This is a genomic window from Psychrobacter sp. AntiMn-1 (assembly GCF_001854065.1).
GTDB classification, from domain to species: domain Bacteria; phylum Pseudomonadota; class Gammaproteobacteria; order Pseudomonadales; family Moraxellaceae; genus Psychrobacter; species Psychrobacter pacificensis.
Genome location: NZ_CP012969.1, coordinates 1423953 through 1440276, shown reverse-complemented (window position 1 = coordinate 1440276; position 16324 = coordinate 1423953). Strand labels below are relative to the sequence as shown.

Below are 16324 nucleotides of genomic sequence, written 5' to 3'. Positions count from 1 at the left end.
GGTTAGTCATTATTTCTTTTGATATGCTGGAATATTGACTCACATAGCTCTATAGCAGGCTCAGTTAGTTGCCAGTCCTCTGTTTGCATTAGTTCAACGATAGCATGACAAAAATCAGTTTTACCTTTGACTGTGCCCTGTGCTCCTTTATCAGAGAAAGTAAAAGACTCTTGTTCTCCTTCAAGAGAAGGAAAAATATTGTTTGTACGCATTTCTGTTATGACATTATCAAGATATGTACCCACACCTTTATCTGATTCGAGATAACTATCATTAAAATAATTGTCATGCTCGTCTTTATAGGATATTTTTGTAGTATTCCCCTTCGTAGAGACAGCGTTTTGAGGACATTTTTGGTAAAAACGTTTTATCAGTAGTTCTCTGGGTAATGTATTCTCAGTTTCTTTGCCTAAAGTAATAATCATATTATCGCCCAACTGTTCTTTCAGTTCATTAAACCTAGGTTTTCCTTGTAAGTCGGAATCAGCAACAACTAAAGCATTTGAGGTAATAAGTAGTGCGCTTAGTCCTTTGTTCTGACTGCTATCAACACTTGCTGGCGACTCAATACTAAAATCCCAATGGTCAAGATTGGAGCCTTGATACTCTACAAATGCATAATGATAACCATCGATGAAACGTGAATAATCTTGCCATTTCTCTTCATCAGTCGTCTTTAGCTCTTCCAAATATTTCTTTAAATATTGAACAAAATATAGACGGTCAGTGATACCTTCTATCCAAATTGTACAATTAGCTAAAAAAACTGAAGAAGGCGATACGCCAAGTGTTTGCAATATAGTACGGTCACCATCACAGCGCTTAATTACAGTTTCGTATTTGTTCTCTTCGTCGTCTATTTGTTCTTTATCTACACGATACAAAGCAATACGTTTGTCTTCGTTAATCATATCAAGTAAATAATTTGAATGACTGGTCGCCATGTAGTAATGGTCAGTTTCATTTAATAAAAACTTCATCAACTGCTTAACGTAGCCAGCATGCAAATGCATTTCTGGTTCTTCAATAAAAAAGAAAGAAGGTTCGGTAGTTAAGAAAGCTTTATAAGTAAGGATGATAATTTGTTGTAAGCCATCACCAAGTTTTGAGATAGGAAACTGTTCTGCTTCACCTATTTTAATTTCTATACTGTCAGTCCTCAAATGAGGAATAATAGTTATAACTTCATTATTAAAAAAATAATGAGACAGTTTTTCTTGATAGCTTTGAATTCTTTGGCGCTCATCAGGTTTACCTAACAGTGAGTCAGTTAATAAGCCAAAAAAATATTCGCCTGAGATTATTTCATCTTTCTCAAAACTATAGTCAGTAAGTGTTCTAGAAAGTAAAGGGTAATGTTCTGATTCAGCATCAATAGAGATTATTTGTGAATTCAACTTTCGTAAGCTTCTCAAGCTATCAATGTAGTAAAACTTTAAAGCTTTAAAACTTAAAGAGTCTAAAGTATTTTTAATATTACTCAGACCTTCTATCAGTTGATCTATATCATCGATAAGTTTACGTACTTCATGAGAAAGCTTTCCTGTAACTATTGCATATTCTAAAGTATCATATTTTATTGAGCTAGTGCTATATGTGATATGAGCTTCAATAGCTTTTCTTGTATCTGTTAGAAAAGAGCCGGTATTTTGCCATTGTCTTAAGATATCTTCTAAGCTACATAAAGAGTTGTCAGGTATTTCTAACTGATGCTTTGAAGAGTGGTTGCAAATAAAGCTATTAATGATGGAGATATAATCTTTATAAGCTTGAGGATACTTAAAATCTACACTATTTACTTTTAATTTGAATATAAATTCGCGCATGAATCTACTTTTACCAGCATTGTTTGCGCCTACAATAATATTTAAACGTTTTAACTCAAAGGGACTATTTCGATTCAAACCGTTGCCTGAATTGAAATCTGTATATCCTTCTTTAAACCAAAGCTTTATAGTTTCTTCCATATCTAAAACCTAAATATTCCTACAAATTCGGATTCAACCACTTCTCAGCCGTCTTTATATCCCAGTCTTTCCGCTTGGCATAATCCTCCAACTGATCACGCCCAATCTTTCCGACGTTAAAGTACTCACTATCAGGATGCGAGTAGTAGAAACCACTGACTGAAGACGCCGGCCACATTGCATAGCTTTCAGTTAGCGTTGTGCCGATAGCGTCCACTGTACCAAGCCAATCAAACAATTTGCCTTTTTCGGTATGCTCAGGACAGGCAGGGTAGCCCGGCGCTGGGCGGATACCGACGTATTTTTCTTTGATCAGCTCATCATTGGTGAGGGTCTCATCAGCCTGATAGCCCCAATATTCTTTACGAATCAGCTCATGCAGATGCTCGGCAAAGGCTTCGGCGAGGCGATCAGACAGCGCTTGTACCATGATGGCATTATAATCGTCGCCTGCCGCTTTGTACTGCTCAGCGAGGTCTTCTGTGCCGACGATGGAGACGGTAAAGCCGCCTAGATAATCAGTGTGCGTGTCCGACGGTGAGATAAAGTCGGCCAAGCTAAAGTTTGGCTTGCCGCTGGCTTTGTCCGACTGCTGGCGCAGATGCTCAAAGGTATGCGTAGGTTGGCCACCATCTGTAGGCGATTTGTCATAAACGCTAATCGTATCTGCGCCGGTGCGTTTGGCTGGAACAATTTTAAACACCCCTTTAGCGATGATTAACTTTTCATCAATCATTTTTTGCATCAGGTTCTTGGCGTTATCGAACAGATCACGCGCCGCTTCACCAACGACCTCATCTTGCAAAATTTTTGGGTATTTACCCGTTAGACCCCAAGAAATAAAGAACGGCGTCCAGTCAATATAAGGGAGCAGCTTATCGATAGGGTAGTCGTCCAATATGACCTGACCAAATGTATTCGGCACAGGCGGGGTATAGTGGTCCCAATCGTATTGAAAACCACCTTCAACTGATTCAGCATAAGTCAGCTTCGCCGCTTTGGGTTGACGCTTCGCGAGACGCTCGCGCACTTTGATATACTCTTCGCGGGTCTCATCGATGAGACTTTGACGGTTGTCTTTGGAGAGCAGCTTAGTCACCACGCCAACCGAGCGCGAGGCATCCGCCACATAGATGACTGCATCATTACTATATTGCGGCTCGACTTTTACCGCGGTATGCGCTTTAGATGTGGTGGCACCGCCGATCATCAGTGGCAGGGTCATGCCGCGCTCTTGCATTTGCTTGGCGACATACACCATCTCATCGAGGCTCGGGGTAATCAGTCCCGATAGGCCGATGATATCGACTTTCTCTTTGATAGCTGTATCGAGAATCGTCTCGCACGGCACCATTACGCCCAGATCAAGGATGTCGTAGCCATTACAGCCGAGGACCACGCCGACGATGTTTTTGCCGATATCATGGACGTCGCCCTTGACCGTTGCCATAAGAACTTTACCTTTGACTTCGCCCTCGACTTTTTCTGCTTCGATATAGGGGTTGAGCCAAGCGACCGATTGTTTCATGACGCGCGCCGACTTGACCACTTGCGGCAAAAACATTTTACCCGAGCCAAATAAGTCACCGACGATATTCATGCCATCCATCAAAGGCCCTTCGATAACGTCGAGTGGTTTGGGGTATTTCTCCCATGCTTCTTTGGTATCAGCTTCGATAAAGGTGGTGATACCTTTGACCAGTGCATGGGCAATGCGCTCTTCTACCGTGCCCTCGCGCCAGCTCATATCGACGGTGCTGTCTTTTTTCTTACCGCCATCTTGATAGCTCTCAGCAATGGTCATCAAGCGTTCGGTGGCATCCTGTCCACTCTCGCCTTGATTGCGATTGAGCATGACATCCTCAATCGCCTCGCGTGCCTCGACAGGGATGTCGTCATAGACTTCTAGCATCGACGGGTTGACGATACCCATGGTCAAGCCGTTTTTGATCGCATGATAAAGGAATACTGAGTTAATCGCTTCACGAATCGGGTTGCCACGGAAGCTAAATGAGACGTTGGAGACGCCGCCTGATACCATCGCATTGGGCAGGTTGTCCGTGATCCATTTCGTCGCATTAATAAAGTCAGCGCCGTAATTATTGTGCTCGGTGATACCGGTGGCGACCGCAAAGATATTGGGGTCAAAGATAATGTCTTCGCTAGGGAAGCCCACTTCGTTGACCAGTACGTCGTAGCTACGCTTTGATATCTCGATTTTGCGCTCGTAAGTGTCAGCCTGTCCGTCTTCATCGAATGCCATGACGATAATGGCAGCGCCGTAGCGCATACATAATTTGGCGCGCTCAACGAACTCAGCATGACCTTCTTTTAGCGAGATGGAGTTGACGACAGATTTACCTTGCGTACGCTTGAGGCCTTCTTCGATGATGTCCCATTTGGACGAGTCAATCATGAGGGGCACACGGCTGATATCTGGCTCGCCTGAGACGAGGTTGACGAAGTGAATCATGGCCTGCTTGGAGTCGAGCATGCCTTCGTCCATATTGATATCGACGATCTGCGCACCGCCCTCGACTTGATCGCGCGCGACATCGAGCGCCTCGGTATAGGCTTCGGTCTTAATTAGGCGCAAAAACTTCTTGGAGCCTGTGACGTTGGTACGCTCACCGACGTTGACGAACAAGCTATCAGGCGTGATATTAAATGGCTCAAGCCCTGAGAGTCGGCAGGCAGGCGCAATCTCTGGGATGGCGCGCGGCGGATAGTTCGCCACCATATCTGCAATGTGGCGGATATGCTCAGGCGTCGTCCCGCAGCAGCCACCAACGATATTTAGGATTCCTGCTTTGGCAAAGCCTTCGAGTAGGGCGGCGGTCTCTTCAGCGGTCTCATCGTATTCACCAAACTCATTGGGCAGCCCCGCATTAGGATGCGCAGAGACATAGGTATCAGCAATGTTCGATAGCGTTTGAATGTGCGGACGCAGCGCATCCGCGCCAAGCGCACAGTTAAAGCCAACGGACAATGGCTTGGCATGGCGGATCGAATTATAAAACGCCTCTGCCGTTTGACCAGATAATGTACGACCTGACGCATCAGTAATCGTACCAGAAATCATAATAGGCAGCTCAAAGCCAATATCATCAAACACACCCGTGATAGCAAATATCGCCGCCTTGGCATTGAGCGTATCAAAGATTGTCTCAATCAAAATAAGATCGACGCCGCCTTCTATCAAGCATAAGGTTGCTTCACGGTAGTTTAGGACCAACTCATCAAAGGTAATGTTACGAAAGGCAGGATCATTGACATCAGGTGATATCGAGCACGTGCGTGAGGTTGGCCCCACCACACCGGCGACAAACCGCGGCTTCTCAGGCGTCTTGGCGGTAAATTCATCGGCCGCCTCGCGCGCAATCTTGGCTGCTGTTTTATTGAGCTCAGGCACCAAGTACTGCATGTCATAGTCAGCCATCGACAGACGCGTACCATTAAAAGTGTTGGTCTCGATGATATCCGCACCAGCCAACAGATGATCGTGATGAATGTCTTTAATCATCTGCGGCTGTGTCAGTACTAGCAAATCATTATTGCCGCGCACATCTTGGTCGATATCGGCAAAACGCTCACCACGATAATCTGACTCTTCTAGTTTATAGGTCTGAATCTGCGTACCCATTGCACCGTCCAACATCAAGATGCGTGAAGCCATCTGCTCAGTGATACGGGCGCGCGCGGTGAGCTGCTGTTCCTTATAAGGAAAGACAGCAGGTGGCGTCAAAATAAAGTCATCAGCGGATGATGCATCAGAAGTAGTATCAGATTGAGAAGAGGTCGGTGAGGTCATCGTTTGAGTCATAGGTGCGCTGCTTATCTCGTCAATATTATAAAAGGAAGGAATAACAAACCAATAGAGTACAAAGTCTTATAAAGGAAATCATCAAATTTGAATTATTCTAGCATGAAAAATATAGCACACATGGATACTGTTCATTCTACTTTTACCCTAGACAAGCAGATACCTATTCATTGAACTGCTGAGCATAGCATTAAATGCTGTTTCATAAAGAATATGTGCACAAATGAATATCATTTCGTTTATGGATTACATAAAGCTTTGCTTATGCAAATGAAAGCCAACGCTTGTGCTTAAAAGTCCGACAGAGTTTACACCGGTACTACAAAAAGTTGCGTAAAGGCAGGTTGATAAAGGTTTTATACATGTTAATTTTATTTCAGGATAATTAGGTCTTTGTAAGTTTTGCTTATAAGTCACTTATGGGCAAAAAGTTACTATTGTTCTGTTGGTCTATCTAGATTTTGCTTATTAAGAAATAAGCGTTTGAATAGCACGAGCAACTGATATCAGAAGACAATCTAACCTGTAAGACAATAAGCGAATACATACTCAATCATTAAGGATAATGTTATGAAACTGACTAAAATTGCAACTATCGGTACGCTAGTTATTTCTATCGCTGGCCTAAGCGCTTGTAACAATATGATGCCAGCAAAGAGCGAAGATATGAAGCCGCCAATGCATAGCCAACAAATGGCAAAAATGAACGTGGTACAAGTTGCTCAAAGTAATTCTGATTTTTCAGTCTTAGTAGAAGCGGTACAAGCAGCAGGTCTAACGGGTATGCTCACTGATCCTAACGCTCACTACACCATATTTGCCCCAACCAATGAGGCGTTTATGCAGGCAATGAAAGAGACTGGCATGACCAAAGCGCAACTGTTTGCTGATAAAGCAATGCTAAGAAAAGTACTAGGTTATCATGTCATCAGCGGTGATATGGCTATGTATGCCAAAAACGTGAAGCCTGGTAACGTCATGACCGCAAGCAAAGACACGCTAATGGTGACGAATCAAGGTAAGTTGATGGATGAAAACGGCCGCACTGCCAATATCGTAAAAACAGATATTCCAGCGACCAATGGCGTTGTCCATGTCATCGATAGAGTGCTATTACCTAAATAAGCTTCATTAAAAAATAATTATTTTTTGTATTGTGAAGATTTAGTGAGCAGCCATTATTTGATGAATTTTTCATTAGATAACGGCTGTTTTAGTATTTAATTGGCATGATTTAGATATAAATAACGCCTATTTTAATGAGTGAGCATGACCAATGAGCGCGATCCTTCATATATTCCAATAAACCGATATACAAGTGAACAATGGTATATACGTGATTGATACAGTGATACTACTTAAGTAAGTATCAATTAAAAATTAAATCGTTAGAATTGAAACTATTGATATAGCGAATATCATTTTACTTACAGCAAATTGTCTATAGCTAAAAAATGTCAATTATTGATATACGTATTAGCGTCAGCTATTCATGTAGTAAAGACAGTTATTCGCTAGACAAACCAGATATCCAATTATTAAAAAGGAATGACCCATGTTAAAGAAGAATTTATTATCGATCGCAGTAGTAACAGCAGCGATGTCATTAGCAGCATGTAACGATACTGAAACAGTCGCAGATCCAGCTGAGCCTGAGGCTACCACTGAAGAAGTGGTGGTTGAGCCAGTAGCAGAGACCGAAGCCGAGCCAATGGTTGAAGCCGAGCCAATGGCAGATGACATGGATATGGAAGCGACTCAAACCATCGCAGAAATCGCTGCAAACAACGACAATCTTACTATTCTGACAGCGGCACTACAATCAGCGGGTCTTGACACCATGTTGATGGAAGACACCAAATATACTGTATTTGCACCAACTGATGATGCATTTGCCCCTGTATTAGAAAAATTAGGCGTGACCAAAGACGAGCTATTGGCTAATAAAGACTTATTAAAAACCGTATTGCTTTATCACGTTGTTCCGATGGAAGTGAAAGCAGCTGACATCCCTTATGGTACCGATATCGAAACGGCGAACGGCAAAACCATCTCAATCAGCGAAGACAATGTTATTACTGATGCGACTGGTAACACAGCCAACATCACAGGTACTGATATCATGGCAAGCAACGGCGTGATTCATACAATCGACACAGTATTGATGCCTGAGTAAGATTAATAGTTAGTTAAGTCACTCTGAGACTTAACAAGAGTAAAAGAGCCTAGCTATAATGCTGGGCTTTTTTGTGTCTATAAGATGGTGGCGCGTAGCAGCGTTATCTTAAAAATCTGCGTTATTTATTTGTAATAAAAAAGCCCGAGACCATTGCCTCGGGCTTTTAGGAAGACTGAATAAGATTGAGCAGTAGCTACGTTAGCGCATATTATCTATATTACTTACGTAGTGGGTCTACATTCGTTCTTTTTTGGTCTGCTAGATGACGCTCTTCCCAATAAGGTGCGTTTTTGATACCGAATTTTGCCGGATCAAAACTATAGCGTGCCACACCAGCTTTACGTTGTGCTTCGTAGTCTTTAAGCATGGTAAGCGTTGGACGAGCCACGATAAAGATAACAAGGATACCAACAATGTTGAGCCAAGCCATAAGACCAACACCGATATCGCCGATGGCCCAGATATAACCAGCTGAGTTAAGACCACCATAAGCAACCATCGCCATGATCAATACTTTAACGAGGAATAGACCAGTTTTGTTTGCGTTACGACCAAGGAAGCGTGTCAAGTAAGCGACGTTTACTTCAGCGATGTAGTAATACGCTAAGATAGTTGTAAAGGCAAAGAAGAATACAGCAATTGCGATAAACGCGTTACCAAATGTACCGTATACCGATTCCATTGCCATCTGCGTAAACGCAGGCGCATTGATTTCAGTCGTAGCGGCAACGTTCTGAACGATGAACTGACCATCTGGTAGTGTACCTTGGATGTTGTACATGCCAGTAGATAAGATCATGAATGCAGTCGCAGAACAAACCAACAATGTATCAACATATACTGAGAATGCCTGAACAAGACCTTGCTGTGATGGATGCTCAACTTCAGCAGCTGCGGCAGCGTGAGGACCTGTACCCTGACCGGCTTCGTTAGAGTAAATACCACGCTTAACACCCCAACCGATTGCTGCACCAAAACCTGCTTGTGCAGTGAATGCATCGCCAATGATCATGCCAAACACATCTGGAATCAGGCTGAAGTTGCTGAGCATGATGATTAAGGCGAGGACGATGTAACCAAGTGCCATAAATGGAACGGCAAACTCAGTAAAGGTTGCAATACGCTTAATACCACCGAAAATGATGACACCTAAGACGACTAAGATAATGGCCAAGCCAACCAAGCGCATAGAGCCAACTTCTAGGCCTGCAACGTTCATGATTGTACCTTCGCCCATTAACTGTGCGAATGCACTGATAACACCGTTGGCCTGTACGCCAGGTAAGAACATACCGCATGATAAAATAGAAGCGATGGCGAAGAGGATGCCGTACCATTTTTGACCAAGGGCACGCTCAAAGTAATAAGCAGGGCCACCGCGATATTCGCCAGTTACCACATCTTTTTCTTTGTAAATCTGTGCAAGGGTAGACTCGACATAGGCAGTAGACGCGCCTAAGAACGCCACGATCCACATCCAAAATACAGCACCTGGACCACCGAAGCCGATAGCAGCAGCTACCCCAGCGATGTTACCCATACCCACACGTCCTGCGAGGGAAACGGCTAGTGCCTGAAATGACGAAATACCATCAGTACTGGACTTACCAGTGAATAGTAGTTTGATCATTTCACCGAATAGACGTACTTGTACGAAGCGCGTCATGATGGAATAGAACAGACCAGCGCCCAAGCACAGATAGATCAGTGCTGGGCTCCAGATAATTCCGTTTACCAAGTTAACTAAACCTTCCATATGTATATTCCTAGTACTGTCTCAAGGTGGCTCTGTATGCTAGGAGTAAATTAACTGGTTAACTTACTTATTTAAGTTAAGCAGTTAAATTATCTGCATCGACTCATATCTATATTAGTTTAAGTCTCATACGTGCTTAGCCACCAAGAATGGACTGTAGTTGTCTGTATTTATCCGCTTGGCTTTATCAGTGACACAGACTATTTTTATAGCGCTTGTCATTGATAGCATTAATATCAGCTGTGTGTTTGATTGTTCTACAGCCTCAACTACTGCGGTGTCCTATCATCACGTTATGAATGAGATGAATTATAAGTCCGCGGATAAAACAGGCGGTTATATAATTAAATACTCTTCATGATAAGGGTATTTAATTTGCTATGAGCCGTCCCGATTGGCTACACTGTTGGTAGGGCGAATTGATGGTATTGGTGGAGTATTCGTAAGTTGAATAATGTCTTCTTTACACATCGATCAACTCGCTAATACGTATCAAGCTATAAGTCCACTACCAAATGTATTCAAACCATACGGCTACGTAACTGCAATTTGCCATATTTTTGTCCTAATTACTAGAAATTTCTTTGTGTATGGACGGATGAGTTTTATTTTTGGACCATCGATTTATGCATCATTAGCCTTGATAAAGAAGCGAATTTATGAACTGGCAATCCATTTAATAAACTTTAGTCTATCTAAAAAGTAATAGCATCACATAAAGGTATAACCAAAAAAATGACACCCAGTTATTGCGGTTGTGTTTTGGTAACGGTCAATTGTAAAAGCATCATGATAGCGTCATTATGAGCAGTATATCTTGTAGCTTATAAGACTGAGCAATATGCATGAGTGGTTTTTCATGTTGTGTCTGTAGATATAAAAGCTACAAGCACGTGCCTTTATACAAAATATAGAACGCATATGACCGTTAGATGATTGTGAAGGCATAAACGCAAAAAAATTATTAAAAAACGTGTTACCAGATATTTGTTATTTATCATTATTAGGAGAAACAACGATGACGCGTAAATCTATTATGAAGCCGATGTTGCTAGCAGCACTATTGACGACTTCTACTGTCGGTCTGAGCGGCTGTGGTTATAACAATCTGCAGGCGCAAGACGAGCAAGTAACGGCTTCGTGGTCAGAAGTGGTCAACCAATATCAGCGCCGCAGCGATTTGGTACCAAACTTGGTCAAAGTCGTACAGCAGTATGCTGAACAAGAGCAAGAGGTGTTCACCCAAGTGGCACAAGCGCGCTCGCGTGCGGGCGGCATCACGGTGACGCCTGAAGTGCTCAATGACCCAGAAGCAATGGAGCGTTATGCTGCTGCGCAAGATCAGATGACAGGCGCATTATCACGCCTGATGGCAGTGTCTGAGCGTTACCCTGAGCTAAAATCAGATGCGCTGTTCCAAGATCTGCAAGCGCAGCTAGAAGGCACCGAAAACCGTATTGCGGTCGCTCGTAACCGCTATATCCAAGAAGTGCAAGGCTACAACACCACCGTGCGCCAGTTCCCAACCAATATCACCGCAAAAGTATTTGGCATGGATGCCAAACCAAACTTTACCGTTGCTAATGAAGATGCAATTTCGACAGCGCCAAGTGTTGATTTTGGCGATTCTGCAAAAGCAGAGTAGGAAGTATTAGAAATATACAAAAATAGAGCGGTGTATGCCGCTCTATTTATTTAGCTGATGACTATTAGTTAATGTCTATTAATTTATAAAGATGTCATTTGAGGTGGTAGAGATTAGATGAATAATTCAAAAGCAATCTTATCAGCATTACTGTTTACACTGAGCGTCAGCGGTGCATCAGTGCTGCATGCTGCGCCTGGTGACGATGTTGGCACGGCTGTAGCGACAGATAGCCCCTCAAATCTGCAAAATCGTAGTGTTGAAGACTTGGTAGCCATTGCCAAAGCTGGTGAATCCAATGAAGCGATCAATGATGCGGTATTAAATAATGATGCCATCAATGGCGCGGTGCTTGGTAATGACGCTATTAATCAAAGCGCAGCAAATGATGAGGCAACCGCTAGTGCGCAAGCGCCAGCTCAGCCACCAGTAACCTCAAGTGCCCAGAGCGTTGATGCTGACAAACTCATACTGAATGAACCAGTCGTTGATCAAGCCAATATCTTAAATCCGCAAGAAAAACAGCGTCTAGAGGCGCAGCTAAGAAATATTTATCAGCAGGGTTTGGCACAAGCAGCAGTGGTCATCGTACCAACAACCAATGGTTTGCCTATATTTGACTATGCTTTACAGGTTGCAGAAAAATGGCAATTGGGTGACAAAGATATTGACGATGGTCTGCTCATCGTCGTAGCAGTCAATGACCGTGACATGTATATCCTCACAGGCTATGGGTTAGAGGGTGTATTGCCAGATGCTGCGGTCAATCGTATTATCCGTGAGGACATCACACCATTATTTAAGCAAAACAACTATGGTGCTGGAATACTGGCTGGCGTGGATGCACTTAAGACACGCCTAACGGCTGATCCTGAGGTATTGGCACGTGCTGATGCCCAAGCTGCTGAGCGTAGTGCCGTGCAAGGCTCAGATGAGCTACCATCACCTATTTTCTTATTTATTATGGCGATGATATTTGGCAGTTTTATTACCAACATCTTAGGCCGAGTATTTGGTTCTATTATCACGGCAGGCGGCTTTTTCGCCGGTTCATTAGCGCTTGGCGGCGGCTTTTTTATGACATTGATCATGGCGATATTTATATGGATGTTCTTGATTTCCCGTGGCGGCGGTGGTGGCAAAGGCGGCGGCGGTAAAGGTGGGCGTAGAGGCGGTGGCATGATTTTCTTACCCGGTATGGGTGGGGGTAGTGGTGGCGGCTTTGGCGGTGGTGGTTTCGGTGGCGGCGGCTTTGGTGGTGGTGGCGGCGGTTTTGGTGGTGGCGGTGCTGGTGGCTCGTGGTAACGGTCTACTTCGTAAAAGCTTAGAGTCTTAATAAGAACGTTTGCAACTATCCAAACACCAGTAATCATCAACAATGACGTATTTTAGGAAACAAAATAATGGCAGAAAACCATGCTTCAACTTCTAGCTTTGCTCGATGGTGGCGTCAGGTCTTGTTTGTCCCTTTGCTGCATAGCAAGTGGCTGACGGCAGACGCTCGCGCGCGTCTAACAGATCAAGTGACACGTGCTGAGCGTGGACATCGTGGTGAAGTGTTTTTGATTGTAGAGAATCATTTACCGATTCAAGACGCTTATCATATGGATTGCCGCGAGCGAGCAATTGATCTGTTTAGTGAATATCGAGTTTGGGATACCGAAGAGAACACAGGCGTTCTCATCTATGTCAATATCTGCGAGCATCAGTTAGAGATTGTGGCGGATCGCGGTATCAGCACGCATGTAAGCCCAACCGTCTGGCGTGCTATGTGCGAAAAAGCAGTATCAGGTATCAGCAACAAGAAGACAGAAGAGAGCTTGGCCCAATTGTTGGATGAAGTGGGACAAGTGCTGCGCCAGTACTATCAGCTTGAGCACAATCCAGCAGGCAATGAGCTGTCTGATACCGTGGTATTTTTAAAATAGTAATACGGCCTCTTGAAGCGCATTATTGATAGAGTCGAAGGTGACTGTTCTCGTCTCTAGGGTTTTGATGCTAAAATATCGCACGCAAAATGTTCGTACCGTTTAAAGACGGTACAAATATATAAATTGTCCACGGCTCGTCTCGATGACACCATTATTGGAATACTATGATTGATTTAATACAGAAACTACCAAAAGCGGAACTTCATTTACATATCGAAGGGTCATTAGAGCCTGAGCTGATGTTTAGACTGGCAAGAAAGAACAACGTAGAGATCCCTTATGACAGCGTAGAAGACGTGCGCGCCGCCTATAACTTTAATAATCTGCAAAGTTTTTTAGATATCTACTATGCTGGCGCAAATGTCTTACTCACCCAAGACGACTTTTATGATTTGACGTGGGAATATATTCTGAAGTGTGTTGAAGACAATGTCATCCACACAGAAATATTCTTCGACCCGCAGACGCATACCGAACGCGGCGTGGCTTTTGAAGCGGTCATCACAGGTATCAAAGATGCGCTTGCCGATGCCAAAGAAAAGTACGGCATCACCTCTTGTATCATCATGTGTTTTTTACGCCATTTATCGCAAGAAGCAGCGTTTGAAACATTAGAGCAAGCAATGGCATTTAAAGATGACATCATCGGTGTTGGTCTGGACTCATCAGAGCTTGGTAACCCACCATCGAAGTTCAAAGACGTATTCAAAAAGGCCAAAGAAGCAGGCTTTAAACTGGTCGCTCATGCAGGCGAAGAAGCGGACTTTTCATATATCTACGAAGCGCTAGACTTACTGAATATCAATCGAATCGATCATGGTGTGCAGTCTATAAAAAGCCCAGAGCTGATGCAGAGACTCAAAGACGAGCAAATGCCACTAACCGTTTGCCCGAACTCAAATATCGAACTGCGAGTTTTTGATAATTACAAAGAGCATAATATCAAAGCGCTTTTAGACTATGGGCTTAATATCAGCGTCAATTCAGACGATCCTGCCTATTTCAAGGGCTATGTGAACCAAAATTTTATCAACTTATATGAGAATCTACCGATAACAGAAGAGGATATTATTACGTTAGTAAAAAACTCATTTAGATCGGCATTTATCAGTGACGAGCTAAAAGAAGCTTACTTAGCGAAAGTGGACGCGGCATTGTAATAAAGGCGGATTACTTTGATCGCGAAGGCTTAACGATTGCTATCAATCGTTAAGCCTTTTTTATTGTTTATCAGGTAATGACATGAAGCAGTCGCAGTTATAACGCAGTAATCTCTTCTATAAGTAACGGCAAAATCACTCCAGCTTTTTCTATTAGCGTGATATCGACGATGGTATTCGGTGTTGGGTCAGGGTTTATCTCGATAACTTGCGCACCATTTTGCTTGGCTAGCTGTGAGAGTCCGGCCGCAGGATAGACCAAGCTTGAGGTACCGATACTGATAAACACATCACAGTTAGCCGCAGCCTCTTCGGCAGTCTGCCATGCTTGTACAGGTAGTGCTTCGCCAAACCACACAATATCTGGTCTGATGTAACCGTCGCAATGCGGGCAAGTAATCAGCTTATCATCAAAACGTATCGTATCTTGCTTAATATAGGCGGCTCTTGATTGTTCTGGATAAGGTATCTCACACTGACCACAGCGATCACGCCACAGATGACCGTGCAAATGAGTCACTGCGCTTCCAGCCTGCTCATGTAGGTCATCGACATTTTGCGTGATGAGTGTCACTGTTTGATCGGAGGTTTGCGCATGATACTGCCACTGAGCCAATGCATGATGGGCTGGATTTGGTACTTTATCTGCGACCATCTGCCTGCGCCACTGATACCACGACCATACAAGCTTTGGATCACGAGTAAAGGCCTCAGGGGTTGCCAAATCCTCGACGCCGTAGTTTTCCCATAACCCTGTTTGCTTATCTCGAAACGTTGGGATGCCGCTTTCTGCAGAAATACCTGCCCCTGTCAAAATGCAAATGCGCTCTTTCGATGCCAACAATGTTGCCGCAAGTTTTACTTCTGCTATTACCGCTGGTGATAATTCTGCTAACATGAGCCAACCTTTGTTAGTAATGGATATTTTTACTTATGATAGACGGAATTTGGTGGCTTGTCATATTAATCGCCATCATCGTAATTTTATGGTTGGTAGCGAAATCGCGCGGGGCAAAAGCAGGCGAAAAGCACGGTAGTGCCAAGTCAAAAAATACAGTACCGAATGATGCCCTGCAAAAAACATCCGCATTATTAAAGCAGTATTTTCCTGATTATCGAGTCACGCGTAAAGCCAAGCATTTGCTCATCTATAAACACAATAAAAAAGTGGCGATGATTACCATTGATAAAAAAATTGCTGAAGGTAAGCGTCGTTTGGGTGAGGTGCCAGTGATTAATTATCACCGCGTGCCCAGCCGCGCCCAGCTTGCTACTCATTTGCAAGAGGCAGAGTAGGCGGTGCTTGTATCAGTGGATAAAGAGCAAGTGGGTATTTTAAGAGAAAGTTTTTTTAGAGCTGGTCATTTAACAAGCTGGCCGTTTAAAAGAAGCGGCTCAATTAAATAGTCACGTGACGAATAACAAGTCAGAGGCTGCGAGTAAATTTAACAACACTTGATAGAGGCTACTAGGTCATGACAAGTAATATTAAAAGATTTGAATTTTTGATATTAAAGAGCTTTAGAGGTTTTAGGTAATGCTGAGGAAGGGTGAAATACGATGATTGGTGCGCCCGGCGGGAATCGAACCCACGACCCTCGGCTTCGGAAACCGATACTCTATCCAACTGAGCTACGAGCGCATATGATAACGATATGTCTGACTGTCACGCTTAGATGCGCATGATAACCAGCATAAGATGCCTAGAAATAAAGACCGCTTAGTCTAACAAATAAAACGCATAAAGCCAATAAATGACAGTCGTGATTGAGGTTTTTTAAGAAAAAACAGCCAAGTCATTAAACAAGCATGGCAATTTACCTGCCTTTTCCCTTATAATGTTGGGGAGAATTCATATTTATA

At 43.4% G+C, this 16324-nt stretch carries 11 protein-coding genes and 1 tRNA gene; 7 read left to right on the top strand and 5 right to left on the bottom strand.

The genetic code is table 11. The features are described 5' to 3' along the window. Nucleotides 1-2: 2 nt before the first annotated feature. Both AOT82_RS06050 and metH read right to left on the bottom strand, forming a co-directional pair. A complete protein-coding gene (locus AOT82_RS06050) occupies nt 3-1967 on the bottom strand; it encodes an AAA family ATPase (RefSeq protein WP_083328868.1) in 1965 nt (654 codons plus the stop codon). Nucleotides 1968-1986: 19 nt separating this feature from the next. Beyond that, nucleotides 1987-5790 (bottom strand): methionine synthase, encoded by a 3804-nt coding sequence (gene metH / locus AOT82_RS06045; protein WP_071002239.1) that lies wholly within the window; start codon nt 5788-5790, stop codon nt 1987-1989. Between the two features lie 570 nt (nt 5791-6360). Here metH and AOT82_RS06040 point away from each other — a divergent pair. Both AOT82_RS06040 and AOT82_RS06035 read left to right on the top strand, forming a co-directional pair. Next, nucleotides 6361-6915 (top strand): fasciclin domain-containing protein, encoded by a 555-nt coding sequence (locus tag AOT82_RS06040; RefSeq protein ID WP_071002238.1) that lies wholly within the window; start codon nt 6361-6363, stop codon nt 6913-6915. 430 nt (nt 6916-7345) lie between these two features. Next, entirely contained in the window at nt 7346-7966 is a 621-nt protein-coding gene (locus AOT82_RS06035) for a fasciclin domain-containing protein (protein ID WP_071002237.1), read from the top strand. Between the two features lie 220 nt (nt 7967-8186). On the opposite strand, the gene AOT82_RS06030 is transcribed toward AOT82_RS06035, so the two are convergent. Beyond that, entirely contained in the window at nt 8187-9725 is a 1539-nt protein-coding gene (locus AOT82_RS06030; RefSeq protein ID WP_071002236.1) for an alanine/glycine:cation symporter family protein, read from the bottom strand. A gap of 1018 nt (nt 9726-10743) precedes the next feature. Here AOT82_RS06030 and AOT82_RS06025 point away from each other — a divergent pair. The 4 genes from AOT82_RS06025 to AOT82_RS06010 all read left to right on the top strand — a co-directional run bounded on the left by AOT82_RS06025 (nt 10744) and on the right by AOT82_RS06010 (nt 14461). Next, nucleotides 10744-11370, top strand: a complete 627-nt coding sequence (locus AOT82_RS06025; protein ID WP_071002235.1) for a LemA family protein — start codon at nt 10744-10746, stop codon at nt 11368-11370. A gap of 117 nt (nt 11371-11487) precedes the next feature. Then, complete coding sequence (locus AOT82_RS06020) at nt 11488-12675, top strand: TPM domain-containing protein (RefSeq protein WP_071002234.1); 1188 nt, start codon at nt 11488-11490, stop codon at nt 12673-12675. 98 nt (nt 12676-12773) lie between these two features. Further along, nucleotides 12774-13298 carry a TPM domain-containing protein gene (locus AOT82_RS06015; RefSeq protein ID WP_071002233.1) on the top strand — a complete coding sequence of 175 codons (525 nt, stop codon included), beginning with the start codon at nt 12774-12776 and terminating at the stop codon, nt 13296-13298. 167 nt (nt 13299-13465) lie between these two features. Continuing rightward, nucleotides 13466-14461, top strand: a complete 996-nt coding sequence (locus tag AOT82_RS06010; RefSeq protein WP_071002232.1) for an adenosine deaminase — start codon at nt 13466-13468, stop codon at nt 14459-14461. 97 nt (nt 14462-14558) lie between these two features. Here AOT82_RS06010 and AOT82_RS06005 read toward each other — a convergent pair whose 3' ends face one another. Next, nucleotides 14559-15359: an SIR2 family NAD-dependent protein deacylase gene (locus AOT82_RS06005; RefSeq protein ID WP_071002231.1), complete on the bottom strand. Its 801-nt coding sequence runs from the start codon at nt 15357-15359 to the stop codon at nt 14559-14561. Nucleotides 15360-15394: 35 nt separating this feature from the next. Between AOT82_RS06005 and AOT82_RS06000 the strand changes: the two genes are divergently transcribed. After that, nucleotides 15395-15757 (top strand): hypothetical protein, encoded by a 363-nt coding sequence (locus AOT82_RS06000; RefSeq protein WP_071002230.1) that lies wholly within the window; start codon nt 15395-15397, stop codon nt 15755-15757. Between the two features lie 269 nt (nt 15758-16026). Here AOT82_RS06000 and AOT82_RS05995 read toward each other — a convergent pair. After that, nucleotides 16027-16103: transfer RNA gene (locus tag AOT82_RS05995), tRNA-Arg, on the bottom strand. Nucleotides 16104-16324: the final 221 nt, after the last annotated feature.

What these genes read in the sequence shown, in the direction of transcription:
- AOT82_RS06050 (WP_083328868.1), bottom strand. Translation starts at nt 1,967, where the DNA reads ATGGAAGAAACTATAAAGCTTTGGTTTAAAGAAGGATATACAGATTTC.
- metH (WP_071002239.1), bottom strand. Translation starts at nt 5,790, where the DNA reads ATGACTCAAACGATGACCTCACCGACCTCTTCTCAATCTGATACTACT.
- AOT82_RS06040 (WP_071002238.1), top strand. Translation starts at nt 6,361, where the DNA reads ATGAAACTGACTAAAATTGCAACTATCGGTACGCTAGTTATTTCTATC.
- AOT82_RS06035 (WP_071002237.1), top strand. Translation starts at nt 7,346, where the DNA reads ATGTTAAAGAAGAATTTATTATCGATCGCAGTAGTAACAGCAGCGATG.
- AOT82_RS06030 (WP_071002236.1), bottom strand. Translation starts at nt 9,725, where the DNA reads ATGGAAGGTTTAGTTAACTTGGTAAACGGAATTATCTGGAGCCCAGCA.
- AOT82_RS06025 (WP_071002235.1), top strand. Translation starts at nt 10,744, where the DNA reads ATGACGCGTAAATCTATTATGAAGCCGATGTTGCTAGCAGCACTATTG.
- AOT82_RS06020 (WP_071002234.1), top strand. Translation starts at nt 11,488, where the DNA reads ATGAATAATTCAAAAGCAATCTTATCAGCATTACTGTTTACACTGAGC.
- AOT82_RS06015 (WP_071002233.1), top strand. Translation starts at nt 12,774, where the DNA reads ATGGCAGAAAACCATGCTTCAACTTCTAGCTTTGCTCGATGGTGGCGT.
- AOT82_RS06010 (WP_071002232.1), top strand. Translation starts at nt 13,466, where the DNA reads ATGATTGATTTAATACAGAAACTACCAAAAGCGGAACTTCATTTACAT.
- AOT82_RS06005 (WP_071002231.1), bottom strand. Translation starts at nt 15,359, where the DNA reads ATGTTAGCAGAATTATCACCAGCGGTAATAGCAGAAGTAAAACTTGCG.
- AOT82_RS06000 (WP_071002230.1), top strand. Translation starts at nt 15,395, where the DNA reads ATGATAGACGGAATTTGGTGGCTTGTCATATTAATCGCCATCATCGTA.